Genomic DNA, 21634 nt, shown 5'->3' with positions numbered 1-21634 from the left:
GGGTCGACCGGCACAGCTGAACCCCGCGACGGGAGCCGGTCCGTATCAGACCCCGTCGCGGCGGCCGAGGAGGAGTGCCCGCTGCATGATGACGGCCAGTTTACAGGCCGCTCATGATCGTGTGTAGCCAGGTTCGACACATACTGCCCGGTAGATTGCCGTGCGCCGGTCAGGCGGGCAGTTCGCCGGTGGTCAGGAAATCGCGTAATCGGGCCCGGTACGGGGCGATATCGATGTGCTGGGCGGCCAGCCACTCGGGGCTGTAGTACTTGTCGATGTAGCGGTCGCCCGGATCGCAGATCAGCCCGACGACGCTGCCCTCGCGACCTTCGCGCGCCATCTCGGACATGATGTGGAACGCCGCCCACAGGCCGGTCCCGGTGGACGCGCCCGCCTTGCGGCCGATCACCTCCTCGAGCACGTGCACCGCGGCGATGGCGGCGGCGTCGGGGACGTGGATCATCCGGTCGATGGCCGAGGCGACGAAACTGGGTTCCACGCGCTGCCGGCCGATGCCCTCGATGCGCGAACAGATCTCCGTGGTGACCTGGGCGTCGTCGTCGCGCCAGCCCGGGAAGAAGGCCGAGTTGTCCGGGTCGGCCACGCACAGGCCGGTCGCGCGGCCGGTGTAGCGGATGTAGCGGGCGATGGTGGCCGAGGTGCCGCCGGTGCCCGCGGTCGCGACCACCCAGGCCGGGTCCGGGAAACGTTCCTGATCCATCTGATCGAAGATGGATTCGGCGATGTTGTTGTTGCCGCGCCAGTCGGTGGCCCGCTCGGCGTAGGTGAACTGGTCCATGTAGTGCCCGCCGCTCTCCCGGGCCAGCCGCGCGGCGACGTCGTACACCGCGTTCGCGCTGTCCACGAAATGGCAAGTGCCACCGTGGAATTCGATCAGCCGCACCTTCTCCCGGCTGGTCCCCCGGGCCATCACGGCGATGAACGGCACCCCGATCAGCCGCGCGAAGTACGCCTCGGACACCGCGGTCGACCCGCTCGACGCCTCGATCACCGGCCGATCCGGGCGCACCCACCCGCTGCACAGCGCGTGCAGGAACAGCGACCGCGCCAGCCGATGCTTCAGCGAGCCCGTCGGATGCGTCGACTCGTCCTTCAGATACAGATCCACCCCCGGCAGCGCGGGCAGCGGCACCCGCAGCAGATGCGTATCGGAGGACCGCCGCGCGTCCGCCCGCACCTTCGCCACCGCCTCGGCCAACCAGCGCCGACGTTCGGGGTCGTACCGATTGATATCCACCGTGCCCGGTTCCGCGGACGTCGTCATGAGCACCTCCAGGCTGATTACCTGCGAGGTTACACAGCGAACCCTCGCCGCGCCCCGCCCGGGACAACCGCACCGCGCCGGACCCGAACCGGCGCAACCACCGCGCCGAATCACCTCGGGCAGCCAGGATTCCGCCCCCCGAACAACGCCAACCGCAAGGCCGCGGCCCGGGTGGTTGCGGATCCGCACCCGAACATCGCGCCGCAAATCCCCTGGTCCGCAATACCGCTCCGACACACCTGGTCCGCCCGCCCGTCACCGCAACCCGAAAGCCGCGTGCGTCGCCGGGCACGGCCCATCCGAGTGGAGCGGACTCAGGGGGCACGGCACCGAAAAGGCGCGCGCCCTTACGGAATTCACAGCGAAACGTAAGGGCGTGCCGGGCAGATCTCGGTACCGTCGGAGGCATGTTCGGCATCATCCGTCCGTGTAGACACCGGCTGGGCGAAGAGTTGAGTTCGGCGTGGTTGGCGCAGTTGTGCGGGCTGTGTCTGGCGCTGCGGGACGATCACGGTCAGGCCGCCCGGATGGCGACCAATTACGACGGGCTGATCATCTCCGCGCTGGTCGACGCGCAGGCGCCGGCCACCACCAGGCGTTCGGCGGGGCCGTGTCCGCTGCGGGCGATGCGCACGGCCGATGTCGCCACCGGTGACAGCGTGCGGCTGGCCGCGACGGTCTCCCTGGTACTGGCCGCGGCGAAGGTGCGCGACCACGTCGAGGACGGGGACGGCGTCGCGGGGACCGCGGGCGTCCGCCCGGCCGCGCGCCGAATCGCCGAACGCTGGGCGCGACAGGGCGCGGAAACCGGTGCGGGCCTGGGCTTCGACACCGCGGTCCTGCTGGACGCGGTGGACCGGCAGATCGCCGTCGAGGCGGCCGCCGGACCGCGCACCACCCTGCTCGAACTCACCGAACCGACCGAGGCCGCCACCGCCGCGGCCTTCGGGCACACCGCGCTGCTGGCCGGACGTCCCGGTAACGAGGCCGCGCTCACCGAGGCGGGCCGGCTGTTCGGCCGCGTCGCCCATCTGGTCGACGCGGTGGAGGATCTGCACGAGGACCTCACGCACGGCAAGTGGAATCCCTTGGCGGCCACCGGAACTCCCGCACAGGAGACGCACCGCCTGTGCACCGACGCCCTGCTCGGCATCGAATTGGCGCTGGCCGAGGTCGAATTCACCGACGGCCGACTCGTCCGCCGCCTGCTGACCAAGGAACTGAGCCGTTCGGTCCACCGCACGCTCGGGCACCCCGGCCACAAGCACTGCCGCGTCGATCACCACGGCGAGCAGAAGATCACCAACCGGTGGGGCCGCCGCCGCGGTTACGGCCCGCCGCCGCCCGGATACGGTTATCCCCCACAGGGTTACGGCGGATATCCCCCGCCCGGCTACAACTACGGACCCCCGCCCCGCCGCCGCTCCGGCTTCTGCCTCCCCTTCTGCGAGGGCATCGCCTGCTGCGAATGCTGCCGCTGCGGCGAGGACTGCTGCTGCGCCTGCGAGGGCTGCGCCTGCTGCGGAGACGCCTGCTGCGACTGCTGAAACTGGTTGCCCGGGAACCGATCTCGCACACAACAGCGGGTTCGGACCCGGCAGCGGGTTCCGGCCGACTCGCAGTGGCGACATGCCGACGATCGGCGAACCACTCAGCCCGGCAACGCCAATACCGTTGCGCCGCAGAATGATTTGCGTCCAAACGCGTCAGAGGACGACCGCGCGAACACTCCGCTCGACAAACGCCAATACCGGCACGCCGCAGAAACGATTCGCGTCCAGACACGTCAGAGGACGACCGGACGAACCACTCAGCCCGGCAAACGCGAACACCGGTGCACCGCAGAACGATTCGCGTCCGGACGCGTCACAGATCGATCTTGTCCCAACTGAGCGTGTTCAGGCGGCTGCGGTCGCCGTTGGTCCAGTCCCAGATGAGGTCGGCGACGCGGGCCGGGTCGGTCAGGTTGGCCCCGAAGTGCTTGTCCGGGGAGCCATCCCGGTATTCCAGGATGTAGCTGTTCTCATCTTCGCGGAAGGTCTGGACGTAGACCTCGGGCTCCCGCTCCACGATGAGGTAGGGCCCCGGCTCGGATAGTCGCGGAATCCATTGGTGCACAAGTGATTCGGTCAGGTAGGGGAATTCGCCCGCGCCGCCGTGGGTGACGGTCACCGGAACGCGCCCGGCGGGATCGATCAACCAGGACAGCTGCGGATCGTAGATCGCGTAATCGCGCGGGGTCGCCAACTCGAACAGCAGTGCGCGCACATGCCCGATCGCATCGTACGGGCTCGGCACGTGCAGCGCGCCGCCGAGCGCGTCGATCGGCGCGACGCTCAGGAAACTGTCCTGTTCGGACATCTCCGCGTTGCGGCGGTTCACCTCGGCGGCGATCTGCGCCGCGACCTCGGATGCCGGCTGACCCTGCTGAGCGGTCAGATAGGCGTCGGCCGCGGCGGGCGTGGCCGCGACACCGGACGGCAGCAGGATGTGGTCGTAACTCACGCGGCCAGGCTACGTGGTCCGGTGCCGGGCGACGCGCAGCAACCCACTACAGCGCGCGCCGACCGGACAACGCCCGCCCGAGGGTGAGCTCGTCGGCGAATTCCAGATCCCCGCCCATCGGCAGCCCCGAGGCCAGCCGGGTCACCGACAGACCCGGGAAATCGCGCATCATCCGCACCAGATAGGTGGCCGTCGCCTCCCCCTCGGTATTGGGGTCGGTCGCGATGATCACCTCGGTGACATCCACCCCGTCGGACTGATTTCCGATGCGCGACAACAGTTCCCGGATCCGCAACTGATCGGGCCCGATCCCGGACAGCGGATCCAGCGCGCCCCCGAGCACGTGGTAGCGACCGCGGAACTCGCGCGTCCGCTCGATCGCCTGCACATCCTTGGGCTCCTCGACCACGCAGATCATGGTGCGATCGCGACGCGGGTCGGCGCATATGCGGCACAGTTCGCCGTCGGAGACGGTCCCGCAGACCGCGCAGAACCGCACCCCGTCCCGCACCTTCTGCAACGCGGCCTGCAACCGGTCGATCTCCGGCGACTCCACCGACAGCAGATGGAACGCTATGCGCTGCGCGCTCTTCGGACCGACGCCGGGCAGTTTGCCCAGCTCGTCGATCAGATCCTGAACCGGACCCTCGTACACCTACGCCCCCGTCAGAACGGCAGGCCGGGCATGCCGCCGCCCATCCCACCCGCGAGCGGGCCCAACTTCTCCGCGGCCAGCTGCTGCGCGTTGGCCATCGCGGCATTGAGCGCGCCGACGAGCAGATCCTGCAGCGTCTCCACGTCCTCGGGGTCCACGACCTTCGGATCGATCAGCAGCGAGGTCACCTCGCCGGTCGCCTTGATCGTCACCTTCACCAGGCCGCCGCCGGACTCGCCGGGCACCTCGGCCGCGGCGATCTCCTCCTGGGCGGCCATCACGGCCTGCTGCATCTGCTGTGCCTGCGCGAGCAACGCCTGCATATCGACCTGTCCACCGGGTTGCACGAGGTTGTCCTCTCTGCGGGAGTTAGTTGCGTTCCAGCGTAGTCACGGTTCGGTCTACCGCCCTACCGGCATGGTGTCGGCCACCTACCATCGAAACGTCGGGAGTACGGGTGGAGGTAGTGATGAGGGTGAGCGGTGCGCGCGTGCGCAAATCTCTGGCGCGGTTCGTGGCGCCGGCGGGTCTCGTGGTGTCGATGACGATGGTCGCGGCGCCGGCAGCGACGGCCGACACCGGCTACGGCGGCAACTGCGTGCTCTACCCGAACGACCCTGCGGCAACGGTGAATTCGCTGCGCTTCAACTGCTCGATCCAGCAGCAGGTGCAGATCTTCGCGGCCTCCCAGCGCGGCGACGTACCGCACGGGGTGACCAACGGGTGGGTGACCAGCCCGCAGTTCATGCAGGTCGTCGCGCCGCCGTTCTGGATCGGCAAGACCTTCTACACCGGCCCCGACGGCGGCACCCTGATGAACCGCGTCACCGGCGCGAATATCCCGGGCTGGCCCGCCAACGTCTATTCCGGTCCGGCCATCACCGACAAACAACCGGCCTGGCTGCTGGATTACGGCCCGTCCATCACCCCGCAGATCCTGGACGAGATCCGCGAGGTGACGCCGAACGTGTGGTTCGGATATTCCTGGTGGCGTGGACATTTCCAGACCACCCTGCTGCTGACCTTCGTACTCACCTATCCGTAATCTCGGCCTCCGCTCCGGCGGGTTTGCGGCGCCCGAAGGCTCACCGCCCGGCCCCGTGTCGGGCACTCGTTCCTCGCACCCGCCACGCGTCCGGGCGGCAAGCCGCGCCGCAAACTTTGTTGTCGGCGTTATCCGGAGTTGGTGGAACTGGGCAACGTAATCAGAGTTGACCCTTGAGGTTCTCCAGCACCTGGGCCTGAATCTTCTTGAGCCCCAACGGCGCGAAGATGCCCTCGAAGAATCCGGGGACGCCGCCCGCGCCCTTCCAGCTGGTACGGACGGTCACCAGCGAACCGGTGCCCGAGGGGGTCACGGTCCAGGTCGTCACCATGGTGGAGTTCGAATCCCGTTCGGTCACCATGGAATCGGAGACCGAGATGGTGGCATGGACGTTGCGCGAACGCTTCTGGGTGGCCTGCAGCGTCCAGTCGACCACGGTCCCCGCGCCCTTACCGCCCTCGATCACCTTGTAATCGCGGTAGTTCTCGACCAGGATGCGCGGGCGCACCGTCTCGTAGTCCGCGATCGCCTCGAGCGTGCGCTGGGGATCGGCCGGAACGACGATCGAACTGGATGCGTTGACCTGTCCCACAATGAGCTCCTTCATTCGAGTCCGCGGAGGCGACTGCCGCCGAGACATGCTACGCCGCGATCGGCCCGCGCCGGAGTATCGGAGTTGCCCGAATCACGCCCGGCCGGGCGACCGTATTTCACCGGTCGACACCGCGTGCGGCGGTATCGGTTTCCGGATCCGCGTACCCCCGTCTCATTCCCAGCAAACCGGAACGTCGTCGGCGCGAGCGCATCAAGGCCGGAACGACCGTTCACGCGAGCCGAGCACACGCCGCGAGCATCCGCGTGGCATACCCGCTGTCCGACATCGCTCGAATAATTCGGAACGCAGCCTCCACATACGCCTCGTAGCTCGGTATTTCCGACTTCGGTGTGAGCACTGTCGCAATTGCGCCGCCCGGCGCGGCACCCGAGGCGCGCCCATCGCGATCCGCGCGGCCGCCAGTTGCTTCCGGCCGGAAACATCCCGACTACCAGTGCATACGCCGAGGCGGACGGATCGCCCGAGCAACATCGACGCAATGCCGCGAGCGATGAAAAATTCCGGTTTCGAGGCCCCCTCCCGGTGGCCTACCGAACCCCTGCGCGATAGCGTCTGGGTGTGGCAGTGAGTCTGTTGGGGAAGACCGGCCGCGCGCCGGCCGCACGCGAGTCAGGTTTTGCCGCGCACCGGGCAGGAGTCGATCGTCTGCTCGCCAGCTACCGCGCGATCCCCCGGGACGCGAACGTCCGGCTGGCCAAGAAGACCTCGAATCTGTTCCGTGCGCGAGCCAAATCCGACGCGCCCGGATTGGACGTCTCCGGTCTGACGCAGGTGATCTCCGTCGACCCGGTGGCGAAGACCGCCGACGTCGCGGGGATGACGACCTACGAGGATCTGGTCGCGGCGACACTGCCGTACGGGCTGGTCCCGTTGGTGGTGCCGCAGCTCAAGACGATCACCCTCGGCGGCGCGGTGACGGGCCTGGGCATCGAGTCCACCTCCTTCCGCAGCGGGCTGCCGCACGAATCGGTGCTGGAGATCGACATCCTCACCGGCGCGGGCGAGATCATCACCGCGACGCCCGACGGCGAGCACGCCGACCTGTTCCATGGTTTCCCCAATTCCTATGGGACGCTGGGTTATTCGACGCGCCTGAAGATCGAGCTGGAAGCCGTGCCGCCCTACGTCGCGCTGCGGCACGTGCGATTCCACGAGCTGGCCGAACTCGAATCCACCATGGCGCGGATCATCGACGAGGGCACCTACGACGGCGAGCGGGTCGACTATCTCGACGGCGTCGTGTTCACCGCGCAGGAGAGCTACCTGGTGCTCGGCCGCCAGACCGACGAGCCCGGCCCGGTCAGCGACTACACCGATATGGACGTCTACTACCGGTCCATCCAGCACGATTCGGATACACCCAAACGCGATCGGCTGACCATTCACGACTACATCTGGCGCTGGGACACCGACTGGTTCTGGTGCTCCCGCGCATTCGGCACCCAGAATCCGCGCATCCGCCGGATGTGGCCGAAGCAGTACCGCCGCTCCAGTTTCTACTGGAAGCTCATCGCGCTGGATCACAAATATCACATCGGCGACAAACTCGAAGCGCGCAAAGGCAATCCGCCGCAGGAGCGCGTGGTGCAGGATATCGAGGTGCCGATCGAACGCACCGCGGAATTCGTGCAATGGTTCCTGGACGAGATTCCCATCGAGCCGCTCTGGTTGTGCCCGTTGCGGCTGCGCGACCGCGACGCCACCTCCCGACCGTGGCCGCTGTATCCGCTCGACCCCGGTCGCACCTATGTCAACGTGGGGTTCTGGTCGGCGGTGCCGACCGTGCCCGGACAGCCCGAGGGCGCGGCCAATCGCGCCATCGAACACCGGGTCTCCGAATTGGACGGCCACAAGTCCCTCTACTCGGATTCCTACTACGGTGAGGACGAGTTCGCCGAACTCTACGGCGGCGACACCTATACCGAACTCAAAAAACGATATGACCCAGATCAGCGTTTGCTGGACTTGTATTCGAAGGCGGTGCAACGCAAATGACCACATTCAAGGATCGCTCCGATGTTTTCGCGGAGCTCGGGACGAAACTCAGCATTGCCGAGATCTTCGAAACCCTCGTGGACGGCGAGGTACCGATCCGCTTCTCCGCGCACGACGGCAGCAGCACCGGGCCGAAGGATTCAGAATTCGCACTCGAGATCCTGAACCCGCGCGGTATCAACTACATCGCCACCGCGCCCGGCGACCTGGGCATGGCCCGCGCGTACATCTCCGGTGACATGGCCGCGGAGGGCATCCACCCGGGTGACCCGTACGAAATCCTGCGTGCCATGGGCGAATTGAAGTTCCAGCGGCCCTCGGCGCTGGAGCTGGTGACCATCGCCCGCTCGCTCGGCTGGGACGCGCTCAAGCCCATCGCGCCGCCGCCGCAGGAGACCGTGCCGCGCTGGCGGCGCATCGCCCTGGAAGGGCTGCGGCACTCGAAAACCCGTGACGCCGAGTCGATTCACCACCACTACGACGTCTCCAACACCTTCTACGAGTACGTGCTGGGCCCGTCCATGACGTACACCTGCGCCTGCTACGAGGACGAGGGCATGACGCTCGAGGAGGCGCAGGAGAACAAGTACCGCTTGGTCTTCGACAAGCTGAAGCTGAAGGCGGGCGACCGGCTGCTCGACATCGGTTGCGGCTGGGGCGGAATGGTGCGGTACGCGGCCAAGCGCGGTGTGCGGGTGATCGGCGCGACGCTCTCGGCCGAACAGGCCGAGTGGGCGCAGCGCAAGATCGCCGAGGAGGGCCTCTCGGAACTGGCCGAGGTGCGCCACTCCGACTACCGCGACGTGCGGGAATCCGATTTCGACGCGCTGTCCTCGATCGGCCTGACCGAACACATCGGGGTGCAGAACTACCCGTCGTACTTCGGTTTCATCAAGAGCAAGCTGCGCGAGGGCGGGCTGTTCCTGAACCACACCATCACCCGCCACGACAACACCCGCACCACGCGCGCCGGGGATTTCATCGACCGCTACGTGTTCCCCGACGGTGAGCTGATCGGTTCGGGCCGGATCATCTCCGACATCCAGAACACCGGCCTCGAGGTCCTGCACGAGGAGAACCTGCGCCCGCACTACGCGCTGACCCTCGCCGAATGGTGCAAGAACCTGGTCGCCAACTGGGACGCCTGCGTCGCGGAGGTCGGCGAGGGCACCGCCAAGGTGTGGGGCCTGTACATGGCCGGTAGCCGGCTGGGCTTCGAACGCAATGTCGTTCAGCTGCACCAGGTTCTGGGCGTGAAGCTGGGCCCGAACCAGACCTGGGACGTGCCGCTGCGTCCGTGGTGGAACGCCTGAGCGCGCTTCCGCGTTCTCCCGGCCTCAGAGTGAGTTCAGGAAGCGGTGGGTTTCCTCGGTGATCTCGGAATGCTCTGTGCCCAGGAGCATTTCGTTGCGCATCGAGTGCAGGATGGACAGCACCCGGGGTCCGGCGTCCAGAAGCGGTCTGCGCCAGCCCAGTTCGGCGCAGCGGACCACGACCGGGGTGAGGGTGGCGATGGATTCGCCGGTCCAGCCCGCGGCGCAGAGGCATTCGGCGAGCAGCAGCGCGGTGTCCAATTGCGCACGGGGGCGGTGCTGTTCGACGATGCGGCTGTAGAGTGCGCGGGCTCGTTTGACGGCCGAGTCGTCGATGCCGAGCGGGGCGAAATCGGCGCTGCCGAAGTACGGGTCGTAACCCCGCGACGTGTCGAGGCCGCCGTGCGCGGCGCCGCGCGCCAGCAGTGCGCGGACCGCGGCGAGTTCCTCGGCCTCGGCGGTCAGCGCGGCAGTTCCGGTGAGATGCCGGATCGGACGCAATCCCTTGTCGCCCAAGGGAGTCGGCGCATCGAGCGCGAGCCCGAGGCGCAACTGTTCGGCGCGGATGTGCGCGGCCAGCCGGGGCAGCCTGCGATCGGCTGCGAGCCGAGCGCCCTCGATCAGGCGGGCGGCGGCGGTTTCGGTGTCCCCGCGTGCGGATTTCACCCGCGAGCCGATCACGAACGTGGTGATCATGAAGTCCGCGGGCCCCACCCGCGCGACCAGCTGATGGCTCTCGTCCAGCAGCTCCTCGGCCGCGTCCAGGTCCCCGCGCCGGTACCGCACCTCGCCCAGCAGCGCGGCGGCCGCGCGCGCAGCATGCGAACGCGGGCCCGAGCGATCCCGCGCGACCTGCCATGCCCGCTCGTAACACGTTGTGGCCGTGTCGATGTCGAGCTGCTCGTAGGCGGCCGCCCCTCGGTTCAGCAGCCCGAGCACCTCGCCCAGCGGCTCCTTGGAACGCGCGTGATACGGCCTCGCCCACTCCTGCATATCGCGCACACCGTCGAAATCGAAATCGCACAGCCGCAGGTACGACATCAGATTCGCGGCGGTGGACACGGTCCAGGCGGGCAGTTCGGTGGCGGCGGCCAAGGTGTCCGAAACCCGTTCCGCCACACCGTCGGTGCGGTCCCGGGCGACCAGATCGGCGGCCGCCAGCACATCCGCCTCGCAGCGCTGCCGGACGGTGTCGGCGTCGTCGGGTGCGGTGCGGGCCAACATACTGCTCACCCGTCCCAGCGCGGTGCGCGCGGCACTGGACTGTTGCAGATTGATATTCGCCCGCGCCAACGCCAGCATCAGTTTGGACCGCGTCGCGACCTGCTGCACCGGCAGTTTGGACACCGAACCGAGCAGCGTGGCCAGTTTCGAGGTGTCGATCAGATCCATCCCACCGCCCTCGAGCAGATCCAGCGCCAGTTTCAGATCGGTCGCGGCCAGCGCGTGGTCCACCGATTTGCGCAGCAGCTGATGTTCGGCGTACCAGCGGGAAGCCTTGCGGTGCAGGCTCTTCGACGCGCCCGGCGATTCGCGTTCGAGACGGGTGCGCAGTTGCTCGGCGAACAGCGGCTGCAACCGGAACCAACCGGGGTCATGATCCAGGCGTCGCACGAAAAGCTCACGGCTGCACGCCTGTTCGAGCAGATCCTCGGCGTCGGCCTCCCCGCTCACCGCGGCGGCCAGGGAGCCGCACACCTTCTCGGTCGCGGACAGGGACATCAGGAATTTCAGCATCCGGGGTTCGAGCGCGTCCAGGACGTTCTCGGCGAGATATTCGCCGATCGGCTCGTTGCGCTCGGACAGATGGCCGATCAGTCGATCGGTGTCCACCTCCGACACCGCGGCGCCGCTGTCCTCCCGCCCGTTCGCCCGCGCCCGCAACGCCAGACCCACCAGCGCGATCGCCGCGGGCCAGCCGCCGGTGGCCCGCCCGATCCGCTCCAGCTGCGTCTCGGTCAGCTCGAACCCGTTGCGCTCCACCAGAATCCGTCGCATCTCCGAGGGCGTGAGACGCAGATCCACCGCGCCGATCTCGACCAGTTCGTCCCGCACCCGCAGGCGGCTCAGCGGCAACCCGGCCCGCTCCCGCGCGGTGATCACGAATCGCAGATGGTGACATCCGTTGTCCAGCAACGTATCCATCGCCCGCTGCGCCCCGGCGTCGGTGATCCGGTGCCAGTCCTCGATGATCACCACCACGGTCCGCCCGGCGGCGTGGATCTCGTCGATCAACGTCGAGATCGCATACGGCACAGCCTCATCCGAGCGTTCCTCGAGCACCTGTTCGAGCCCGGCCCCGATATCCGGGCACACCCGCCGGATCGCGTGCACCAGATGCGCGAGCAGCCACACCTCGTTGTCGTCGTCGCGGTCGATCCCTATCCACGCCACCGCGTTTCCGCCCGCGGCCAGTTCGGCCTGCCACTGCGCGGCCAACGTGCTCTTGCCGAAACCGGCCGGGCCGTGGATGAACGCCAGCCGCCGCCGATCACCCGCCCGCAGCATTTCCAGCAGACGCGGCCGCGACAACGGTTCGCGCGTCGGTGTCGGCGGCCGGAATTTCGTTGCGGCAGTGGGTGGTACGGCGCTGTTCGGCGCAACGTCCGAACGCAGCGTCAGCACCGTGCGCGGACCGCTGGACAGCATCCCCGTACGAGAGGGCGTATTCCCCTGCACCCCGGGGAGATTCGGATCCGGCCCCGGATTCAGCAACGCCATCTCGTCGGGCTGCTGCCCGTGATCGTGCTGCACCGCGCGCAGCAGCTCGCCGAACTCCAGCGCCGAGGCGGGCCGATCGTCCGGATCCACCGACATGGCCTGCTCGATCGCGGCGGCCACATCGGCGGGAATGTCCTGCGCGCGCAGATCCGGCACCGGCTGGGTGGTGATCCGCAGGAACTGTGCGACGATCTTCTCTCCCGACTGCCGCTCGTACGCCGCATGCCCGGTGAGCAGCGCGAACAACGTCGCACCCAGCCCGTAGACGTCCGAGCGCACGGTGGCGTCCTGCCCCTTGAGCACCTCGGGCGCGGTGAACGCGGGCGACCCGGTGATCATCGCCGTGGAGGTCCGGAACCCGCCCGGAATCCGCGCGATCCCGAAATCGGTCAACTGCGGTTCGCCGTACCGGCTCAGCAGCACATTCGCCGGCTTCACATCGCGATGCAGCACCTGCACCCGATGCGCACTCTCGATCGCCCCCGCCAGCTTCACCCCGACCCGCAAGGTATCCGACCAGCTCAACGGCCCGTTGTCGCGCACCAGCTGCTCCAGCGAACCGTGCACCGCATAGGGCATCACCAGGCACGGCATCCCGCTCGCGGTCACATCCACCTGCAACACGTCGACGATATTGGGATGACCGGACAACCGGCCCATCGCATGTTCCTCACGCAGGAACCGCTCCCGGCTCTCCGCGTCGATCATCGGCGCGCCCGGCGGACCCGGAGAAGGCAGCTTGCGTAACCGCGCAGGGTCCTCGGAAGCGCCGTCATCGAATACAGCGGACAACACCTTCACCGCGACCGTGCGGCTCAACGACTTCTGGACACAGCGATACACGACCCCGAATCCACCGCGGCCGATCTCCTCGGCATCGAACAACCCCAGCGCCCCGAGCTCCTCGGCGATGGTGACCGGTTGATACTGCTGCGTGTTCGACTCCTCGGGCGTACCGCGGACCTCGTCCCTGCGTGCATTCATGGGAACCGTCCTCGATGTCTCCGCTGAGTCCAACGTAGCTCGCGCGAGCACCGCGCGTCCGCAATTCCCGCCCGCGCGCGCCCCGACCACCCCGAACGCGAACGGCCCGAACCACCGCATCAGCGGAGGTCCGGGCCGTCGTGACCGCTACCGGCGGTTACCGTGGCAACCGCCGGAACTCGATTCAGCGCAGCGAGGCGGGCACCTGGAAACGGTCGCCGTACTTGGCGGCCAGATCATCGGCGCGAGCCACGAAGGCCGCCTGTCCACCCGGGTAACCCACGATGAACTGGTGCACGCCACCGGTCCACGCCGGGAAACCGATACCGAAGATCGAACCGATGTTCGCGTCCGCGGTGGTGGTCAGCACACCCTCGTCGAAGCACTTCTGCGTCTCGATCGCCTCGGCGAACAGCATCCGGTCGATCAGATCCTGGAACGGAGCCCGCTCCTCGGTGCTGGTCTTGAAGTGCTCACGCAGCCCGTTCCACAGGCCGATGCGCTTGCCGTCCTCGTCGTACTCGTAGAAACCGGCCTTCTCGAGACGACCCGGACGACCCTCGGCCACCATGTAGTCGATGACGTCCAGCGCCGGATGCCGCGTGGTGCCCATGGTGAGGTCACCGGACTTGGCGGCCTCCTCGGTCTCCTTCGCGATCTTCTGCATGAGCTTGAGGTTCAGCTCGTCCGACAGCTGCAACGGCGCGGCCGGGTAGCCCGCCTGCAGACCCGCCTGCTCGATCGTCTGCGGCTCGATGCCCTCGAGCAGCATCGCGATCGCCTCGTTCACGAACGTGCCGATGACGCGCGAGGTGAAGAAACCACGGCTGTCGTTGACCACGATCGGGGTCTTGCGGATCGCGAGGGTGTAGTCGAACACCCGGGCCAGCGCCTCGTCCGAGGTCTTCTCACCGCGGATGATCTCCACCAGCGGCATCTTGTCGACGGGCGAGAAGAAGTGGATGCCGATGAAGTCCTGCTCACGCTTGACGCCCGCGGCCAGGCCGGTGATCGGCAGGGTCGAGGTGTTCGAACCCAGCAGCGCGTCGGGCTCGACGATGTCCTCGATCTCCTGGAACACCTTGTGCTTGAGCTCGGTGTTCTCGAAGACGGCCTCGATCACGAAGTCGACGCCGGCCAGATCCTTGGCGTCCGCGGTCGGGACGATGCGGTCCAGCAGCTCCTTGGACTTCTCCTCGGTGGTCTTGCCACGCGAGAGGGCCTTGGCCTCGATCTTCTCCGAGTAGTTCTTGCCGCGCTCGGCCGCCTCGATCGAGACGTCCTTCAGCACGACCTGGTAACCGGCCTTGGCGGAGACGTACGCGATGCCCGCGCCCATCATGCCCGCGCCCAGCACGCCGACCTTCTTGATCTCACGCTTGGGCACGTCCTTGGGACGCGAACCACCGTTGTTGATCGACTGCAGGTCGAAGAAGAACGCCTGGATCATGTTCTTCGCGACCGGGCCGGTCAGCAGGTTGACGAAGTAGCGCGACTCGATCAGCGAGGCGTTGTCGAAGTCGACCTGGGCGCCCTCGATCGCGGCGGCCATGATGTTCTTCGGCGCCGGCATGTTCGCGCCCTTGAGCTGCTTGCGCAGATTCGCCGGGAAGGCCGGCAGGTTCGCGGCCAGCGCGGGGCTGGACGGGGTGCCGCCGGGGATCTTGTAGCCCTTGACGTCCCAGGGCTGCACACCCTTGTCCGGGTTGGCCTTGATCCACGCCTTCGCGGCCGGGACCAGCTCCTCGACGGTGCCGACGACCTCGTCGACCAGGCCGATGCCCTTGGCCTTGTTGGCGTCGAACTCGTTGCCCTGCAACAGGATCTGCAGCAGCGCGGTCTGCAGGCCGAACTTGCGCACGGTGCGGGTGACACCGCCGCCGGCGGGCAGCAGGCCCAGCTTCACCTCGGGCAGACCCAGCTTGAGGCCCTTGACGTCCGCGGCGATGCGGTGGTGCGTGGCCAGGGTGATCTCCAGGCCGCCACCCAGGGCGGCGCCGTTGATCGCGGACACGACCGGCTTGCCCAGCTGCTCGAGCCGACGCAGCGCACCCTTGATGACGGTGAGCTCCTCCATGATGGCGGGCGCGTCGTCCGGGCCCGTCTGCATCATGTTCTTGAGGTCGCCACCGGCGAAGAAGGTCTTCTTCGCCGAGGTGATGACGACACCCGTGATGTCGTCCTTCTCGGCCTCGAGCCGGTCCACCGTGGCCGACATCGAGGTCTTGTAGAGCTCGTTCATCGTGTTGGCGCCCTGGTTCGGGTCGTCCATGGTCAGCACGACGATGCCGTCGGCGTCCTTCTCCCAGGCAATCATGTTGTCGCTCATTGTATTTGGTATCTCCTGAAGGAAGTCTGGTGGATTAGACGCGCTCGATGATGGTGGCCACGCCCATGCCGCCGCCGATGCACAGGGTCAGCAGGGCGTAGCGGGCGTTGCGGCGCTCCAACTCGTCGACCATGGTGCCGGTGATCATCGCGCCGGTGGCGCCCAGCGGGTGGCCCATCGCGATGGCGCCGCCGTTGACGTTCAGCTTCTCGTCCGGGATGTTCAGGTCCTTCTGGAACTTCAGCGCGACCGACGCGAACGCCTCGTTGATCTCGTAGAGGTCGATGTCCTCGGCGCTCAGACCCGCCTTGGCCAGCACCTTGTGGGTGGCCGGGGTGGGGCCGGTCAGCATGATGGTGGCGTCGGCGCCGGAGGTGGCGGTCGCCACGATGCGGGCGCGCGGGGTCAGACCGGAAGCCGCGCCGGCCTCCTCGGAACCGACCAGCACCACCGCGGCGCCGTCGACGATGCCCGAGCTGTTGCCGCCGTGGTGGACGTGGTTGATGGACTCCACATAGTGGTACTTCTGCAGCGCCACCGCGTCGAAGCCGCCCATCTCACCGATGGTCGCGAAGGAGGGCTTGAGCTTGGCCAGATCCTCGACGGTGGTGCCGGGACGCATGTGCTCGTCGTGGTCCAGGATGGTCAGGCCGTTGAGGTCCTTGACCGGGACGACCGACTTGGCGAAGTAACCGCCGGTCCAGGCCGCGGCCGCGAGCTCCTGCGAGCGTACGGCGAAGCGGTCGACGTCCTCGCGGGAGAAGCCCTCGATGGTCGCGATCAGGTCCGCGCCGATGCCCTGCGGGGCGATGTAGTTGTCGTACGAGGTGACCGGGTCGGCGAACAGCGCGCCGCCGTCCGAACCCATCGGCACGCGGGACATCGACTCGACGCCACCGGCGATGACCAGGTCGTCGAAGCCCGAGCGCACCTTCTGCGCGGCCAGGTTGACGGCCTCGAGGCCCGAGGCGCAGAAGCGGTTGATCTGGATGCCGCCGACGGTGTCGGGCAGGCCCGCGGTCAGCACCGTGGTGCGGGCGATGTCGGCGCCCTGGTCACCGAGCGGCGAGACGACACCGAAGATCAGGTCCGAGATGCGATCCTCGTCGAGGTCGGGGAAACGGTTCCGCAGCTCCTTGACCAGACCGGTCGTCAGATCGATCGGCTTGACCGAGTGCAGCGAGCCCTTCTTGTTGCGGCCACGCGGAGTGCGGATGGCCTCGAAAATGTAGGCCTCTGTGGTCATAACGGAGTTTTTCCTTCCTTACGGTGCCCCGATACCGCACAGTGCGGCATCGCTGCAGGTAACCTCGCCGACCGGCCCTGTGACCGACCGCTCTAGTCTCCGGCGACGCTCCCGGGTCCCGCGCTCGCACGCAGGTCGAAGTGGCCCCGGTTCCGTCGTATAACGCTGTACAAACGTCGGCACGCATCGGCCCACCGAATCCCGGGCACCCGTACACCTGGGCATACCATAGAACCTCGGAACGCCGATGCTGACGACCACCCGTTCATAGTACAGCCGTATGCGAACTCCGGTTAACTTAAGGTCGTCGGGAGGGTGTCTGTCAAGCCTCCAGCCGAGTCGCACCCAACTCGGCGCGCAACAGCTCCAAGGCCACCTCATCGGGGTCGCGGCGATCCTGCTGCGGGACCGGATGCGCCGACTCGGCGAGCATCTCCCGCTCCTCCTCCGGCGTCGACGCAGGTGGGACACCGTCATAACCTACCGGCGAGTAGTCCTGCGGCCCCGGGTCGTCGGGGAGATCGGGCCCGTCCGGCAGCGGAATATCGTCGTCGGGCGGCGGCGGGGTGTCGTTCGAGGGCGTGGCGCGAGTCACCGAACCACCGCCGGAACGCTCCCCCGAGCCCTCGCTCGTGGGCCGCTGCGCGCGCGGGGCCGCACCGGTGTCGGCCGCCGCACCCCGCGCCTGACTCGGCCGGGTGAACTTCGGCGGCTCGGCCGATCGCGCCGGACCACTGCGCCCCTGCGCAGGCTGCGGCCGCGCGGCCGGTTCGGCCTTCGCGGGAGCGGAGGACGCCCCCGCCACCTCCCACCGCACCCCGTACCGCCGCCCGAGCACCGCCTCGATCGCGGACTCCACCGCCTCGACATACTTCGGATTGGCCAACCGCTGCGCCAACGGCGCATGCTGATGCGCCAGCACGACCGTGTCGCCCTCCATCCGCCCCACCGAGGCTCCGGACAGCAGCGCATGCACCGCCGCCCCGAACTCGCGCACCTTGGCCCGAATATCCCCCCAGGCCGCCTCGACCTCTTGCAACGTATTGCCCCCGCCGACCGCGGGCTGTTCCTGCGGCACATCGACTTCGGCGACATCCGGCACTTCGGGTTCTTCCGGATAGCCGGAATCCACAGCCCCCGAATCGAATTCATCCGAAGGGGGCTGCACGCTCTCCTCGGCACGCGACGCCTGAGGCGCGTCGGCCATTCGAGAATCGGCTGCCGAAGCATCGGCCATCCGTGAACCCGCGTCCGACGGCGGCGCCACCGGCTCGTCCGCCGCTCGATCTCGTTGGGCGGCATCGTCGGACGAATGCCCGGCACGCTCACGCGCGACCGAACCAGAGGACGACCGATCCGGCTCGAAGGACGCGCTCGAACCCGAATCACCCTGCGGCGCAGAGTATTCAGTGTCCGATACACCCGACGAGAAGGCGAACTCGGACGGCTGCGGCGAAGCCGAATAGCTCGAATCATCCTGCGGCACAGCAGGTTCCGAATCCGATCCGACGCCCCGAGTTGGCTCCGCCGCGCGCCGCTGTGCGTCGGCGGCGGTATCACCACCCGGAGACCGCTCGGTGCGCCGCGTCTCGCCGGAGATCATCCGACCCTCGCCCGCGAACGCGGCCGAATCGCCTTCGGCAGGCAACCGAGAGGCACCGGCGGCGGGCTCCCGCGCATCATCGGAGATGCGCTGCCCGGACGGACCACTCATAGCCGAAGCCTGTGAATCAGCGGCCATCCTCGACACCGCCCCAGACGCATCATCCGACATCGCCCCCCGCAGCGAAGTCACCGAAACATCTTCCGAACCCTGCTGCGCGCGAGGAGATTCGACGCCGGACGACGAGACGGGCCGATCCGGCTGCGGGCGCTGCCCGGGATCCCGCACAGCGTCGGACATCGACTCCCGCGCCGCACTATCCGAACTCCGATGCACGCGAGCCGATTCCGCATCGGACGATCGGTCGGGCCGAGCCGAGTCCGAACGCGACCTCGGATCCCGCATCGCCGACACATCATCCGGCATCGACTCCCGCGCCGAGCTCACCGCCGCAGCATCCGACCCCTGCTGCACGCGAGCCGATTCCGCACCGGACGATCGGTCGGGCCGAGCCGAGTCCGAACGCGACCTCGGATCCCGCATCGCCGACACATCATCCGGCATCGACTCCCGCGCCGAGCTCACCGCCGCAGCATCCGAATTCGGCTGCACGCGAGCCGATTCCGCACCGGATGACTGTGCGCGCTGAGCCGGGTGCGGGCGCTGCGCGGGCGAGTCCAGCTCATTGGACGCGGGCTGTGGGCTGCCGGTGCGGTTCTCGCGGATCGCGGCGAGGGCTTCGGCTCCGCGGCGGCGGGGTGGGCCGGATTGCGGGCGTTCAGCGGGGGGTGCGGGACGCTCGTCGGCCTCGGCGGGAGTGCGGGTGGGTGCGGCTGCGGTCGGGGCGGTGGGGATTGCGCCGCTTGCCATTTGGCGTTCCAGGCGCTCGAGGCGTTGCAGGGTGGCGGATTCGGAGTCCGAGGCTACCGGCAGGAGCATGCGGGCGCAGATAACCTCGAGCAGGAGGCGGGGGGCGGTCGCGCCGCGCATTTCGCCGAGGCCCTCGTGCAGGAGTTCGGCGTAGCGGGTCAGGGCGGCGGGGCCGAGGCGCTGGGCCTGGTCGCGCATCCGCTCCAGGACGTCGCCCGGGCCGGTGACCAGATTGCGGTCGGCGGCGTCGGGGACCGCGCGCAGCAGGATCAGGTCGCGCAGGCGCTCCAGCAGATCTCCGGCGAACCGGCGCGGATCGTGTCCGGCCTCGACCACGCTGTCCACGGTGCCGAACAACGCCGCGCCGTCGTCGTTCGCCAGCGCCTCGATCGCCTCGTCGATCAGCGCGATATCGGTGACGCCCAGCAACGACAGGGCACGCGGATAGGTGACGCCCTCGGGACCCGCGCCCGCGAGCAACTGGTCCAACACGCTCAAACTGTCGCGCGGCGAACCCCCACCGGCCCGGATGACCAGCGGATACACCGCCTCCTCGACCGGCACGCCCTCCTGCTCGCAGATCGTGCCGAGCAGTCCGCGCATGGTCGCGGGCGGCAGCAGCCGGAACGGATAGTGGTGCGTGCGCGAGCGGATCGTCGGCAGCACCTTGTCCGGCTCGGTGGTCGCGAACACGAAGATCAGGTGGGCGGGCGGCTCCTCCACGATCTTGAGCAGGGCGTTGAACCCCGCCGTGGTGACCATGTGCGCCTCATCGACGATGAACACCCGATAGCGCGATTCGGCGGGCGCGTAGAAGGCCCGGTCGCGCAGCTCACGAGTGTCGTCCACACCGCCGTGACTGGCGGCGTCGAGCTCGATCACGTCCAGGTTGCCCGGCCCGCCCGGCCCCAGCGCGACACACGAACCACACACCCCGCACGGGCGTGAGGTCGGACCCTCGACGCAGTTCAGCGAGCGCGCGAGGATGCGCGCGGAGGAGGTCTTACCGCAGCCGCGCGGTCCGGAGAACAGATAGGCATGACTGATCCGCCCGGTGTCCAGCGCAGTACTCAGCGGCTCGGTGACATGCTCCTGCCCAACCACCTCTGCGAATGATGCCGGTCGATACTTCCGGTACAGAGCCACGGCCCGAGGGTACCGGCGACCACCGACAAGTTGTACTTCAAGTCGTCGCTTCAAGTCCCCGGGCACCGTCTCCGGGGCCCCTCGGTAACACCGCGCGCCGCAGACCCGAAATGACAGCATTCCTGCGGCTTGTTCGCGGGCCGGGGAGTGGAAGTGCGTGGAGAATGGGGTCGCCGAGAAATTCGAAATGCGATCAAACGGTGTTGTATAGCTGAACCGGAAACGGTTCAGGTGCTCGATACCAAACTGTTCACCTGTTTAATTCGGACAACACGTACGTAACGATCACGCATACCGATTGGCTTTCGACGCAATTGGCTGGCTAACGTGAACGACGGCAACTTCGGTAGCCAAACCTTCATCAGGTTGGTGGTCCCGGCCGGTCCCTCATCCCGGCCGGGGCACAACCTGGAAATCCACAGCACGCATCGGGAGTCCTCCCATCTCCGCGTCGCGCTCCCGCCAACGTCCCGGAGGAAATATCCACCGTGCAGTCGTGTGAATCCACCGCCGCCGCGTGGCTCTCACATACCGAATTCGCTGGGAACAGCGCGGCCACCGGTCTGCTGAGCAGGGCGATCCAGCCCGCCGAGTTCGCGCTGAACCGTGATTCGCTACCGGTCTCCGCGGCCGCCGATCCGCATACCGCCGCCGCGATCCTGGAACTGCTCGAGCGCGGCCAGGTGCCCACGCCCGCCGCGGTCCGCACCGTCATCGTGCAGAACCGGATGCGCGCCGAGGCCGAACGCATCGAACGCCTGGGCCGCCGCGCCCAACGCAATGTCGAAGAATTCGGCCGGGTGCTGGCAACCCTGACCCAGCAATATTGGGACGACCACGGGCACGGCCCGACCCGCCGCGACATCCTGCTCACCGAACCGGTCATGAAACTCATCGGCGAACACGTCGGCGATATCGCGCCGACGGCCGTGAAACACCTCTGGCTGATCGAACGGGTGCAGCGCGCAGGGTGGATCGCATTCGACGCGACGCCCCGATCACTGTGCGCCGCACGCCGTTTCCATTCGGCGAAATTCGGCAACCGCGTCTCGCTGCGGCCGGTGAATGCCATCGGCACCATCGTGGCCGCCTACCTCGAGGACTACCGCGCCGAACAGGGCCGCCCGCCACGCTGGTCGGTGCTCGCGCACGAGCTGCGCGACGATCGCGGCCGCCGCGTCTTCAACGACACCGCCGACGCGCGCGTCCAGCAGCAGTGGCTGCACACCGCCGGATGGCTGGCTCTGGACGAGGATCTCCCGGTCCCGGGCCCGCGCGGCCGCCGCGCCCTGGCCCGCCGCGCCCGTCGCGGATAACTTCC

General features: G+C 67.9%; 13 protein-coding genes and 1 pseudogene. 5 read left to right on the top strand and 9 right to left on the bottom strand.

Translation table 11 applies throughout. From position 1 onward, the window contains the following. Positions 1 to 169: 169 nt before the first annotated feature. Positions 170 to 1285: a PLP-dependent cysteine synthase family protein gene (locus NRB20_RS04500; RefSeq protein ID WP_153407966.1), complete on the bottom strand. Its 1116-nt coding sequence runs from the start codon at positions 1283 to 1285 to the stop codon at positions 170 to 172. A gap of 407 nt (positions 1286 to 1692) precedes the next feature. Between NRB20_RS04500 and NRB20_RS04495 the strand changes: the two genes are divergently transcribed. Then, positions 1693 to 2832, top strand: a complete 1140-nt coding sequence (locus NRB20_RS04495; RefSeq protein ID WP_153407965.1) for a DUF5685 family protein — start codon at positions 1693 to 1695, stop codon at positions 2830 to 2832. Positions 2833 to 3151: 319 nt separating this feature from the next. Here NRB20_RS04495 and NRB20_RS04490 read toward each other — a convergent pair whose 3' ends face one another. Genes NRB20_RS04490 through NRB20_RS04480 form a run of 3 tightly spaced genes read right to left on the bottom strand, consistent with a single transcriptional unit; the run spans position 3152 to position 4792 of the window. Then, positions 3152 to 3790: a hypothetical protein gene (locus NRB20_RS04490; protein ID WP_319944467.1), complete on the bottom strand. Its 639-nt coding sequence runs from the start codon at positions 3788 to 3790 to the stop codon at positions 3152 to 3154. 46 nt (positions 3791 to 3836) lie between these two features. Continuing rightward, complete coding sequence (gene recR / locus NRB20_RS04485; RefSeq protein ID WP_319944466.1) at positions 3837 to 4445, bottom strand: recombination mediator RecR; 609 nt, start codon at positions 4443 to 4445, stop codon at positions 3837 to 3839. 11 nt (positions 4446 to 4456) lie between these two features. Next, a complete protein-coding gene (locus NRB20_RS04480) occupies positions 4457 to 4792 on the bottom strand; it encodes a YbaB/EbfC family nucleoid-associated protein (RefSeq protein WP_319944465.1) in 336 nt (111 codons plus the stop codon). Between the two features lie 122 nt (positions 4793 to 4914). Here NRB20_RS04480 and NRB20_RS04475 point away from each other — a divergent pair, with 122 nt between their 5' ends. Further along, positions 4915 to 5490 (top strand): hypothetical protein, encoded by a 576-nt coding sequence (locus NRB20_RS04475; RefSeq protein WP_153407964.1) that lies wholly within the window; start codon positions 4915 to 4917, stop codon positions 5488 to 5490. Between the two features lie 160 nt (positions 5491 to 5650). Here NRB20_RS04475 and NRB20_RS04470 read toward each other — a convergent pair whose 3' ends face one another. Further along, complete coding sequence (locus NRB20_RS04470; protein ID WP_319944464.1) at positions 5651 to 6082, bottom strand: SRPBCC family protein; 432 nt, start codon at positions 6080 to 6082, stop codon at positions 5651 to 5653. Positions 6083 to 6670: 588 nt separating this feature from the next. On the opposite strand from NRB20_RS04470, the gene NRB20_RS04465 reads away from it, so the two are divergent. After that, positions 6671 to 8101, top strand: coding sequence for an FAD-binding oxidoreductase (locus NRB20_RS04465; protein WP_319944579.1), 1431 nt, complete (start codon positions 6671 to 6673; stop codon positions 8099 to 8101). Then, the gene (locus NRB20_RS04460; protein ID WP_153407962.1) at positions 8098 to 9414 is read left to right on the top strand and encodes a class I SAM-dependent methyltransferase; all 1317 of its coding nucleotides are present in this window, start codon (positions 8098 to 8100) and stop codon (positions 9412 to 9414) included. Before NRB20_RS04465 ends, NRB20_RS04460 begins: the two co-directional genes overlap by 4 nt. 24 nt (positions 9415 to 9438) lie before the next feature. Here NRB20_RS04460 and NRB20_RS04455 read toward each other — a convergent pair whose 3' ends face one another. From NRB20_RS04455 to NRB20_RS04440, 4 genes and pseudogenes are all read right to left on the bottom strand, one after another. Beyond that, a complete protein-coding gene (locus NRB20_RS04455) occupies positions 9439 to 13119 on the bottom strand; it encodes a serine/threonine-protein kinase (protein ID WP_153407961.1) in 3681 nt (1226 codons plus the stop codon). A gap of 184 nt (positions 13120 to 13303) precedes the next feature. Further along, a complete protein-coding gene (locus NRB20_RS04450; RefSeq protein ID WP_153407960.1) occupies positions 13304 to 15448 on the bottom strand; it encodes a 3-hydroxyacyl-CoA dehydrogenase NAD-binding domain-containing protein in 2145 nt (714 codons plus the stop codon). Positions 15449 to 15482: 34 nt separating this feature from the next. After that, positions 15483 to 16694 carry an acetyl-CoA C-acetyltransferase gene (locus tag NRB20_RS04445; RefSeq protein WP_153407959.1) on the bottom strand — a complete coding sequence of 404 codons (1212 nt, stop codon included), beginning with the start codon at positions 16692 to 16694 and terminating at the stop codon, positions 15483 to 15485. A 2017-nt stretch (positions 16695 to 18711) separates the two neighbouring features. Then, positions 18712 to 20313: pseudogene (locus NRB20_RS04440) on the bottom strand (DNA polymerase III subunit gamma and tau); the annotation flags it as partial. 488 nt (positions 20314 to 20801) lie between these two features. On the opposite strand from NRB20_RS04440, the gene NRB20_RS04435 reads away from it, so the two are divergent. Beyond that, positions 20802 to 21629, top strand: a complete 828-nt coding sequence (locus tag NRB20_RS04435; RefSeq protein WP_227833213.1) for a hypothetical protein — start codon at positions 20802 to 20804, stop codon at positions 21627 to 21629. Positions 21630 to 21634: the final 5 nt, after the last annotated feature.

The sequence above is a fragment of the Nocardia macrotermitis genome, assembly GCF_009604405.1.
In the GTDB taxonomy this organism is placed as follows: domain Bacteria; phylum Actinomycetota; class Actinomycetes; order Mycobacteriales; family Mycobacteriaceae; genus Nocardia; species Nocardia macrotermitis.
Note: the sequence above shows the minus strand (reverse complement) of the source record. Positions and strands in the feature narration are given on the sequence as shown.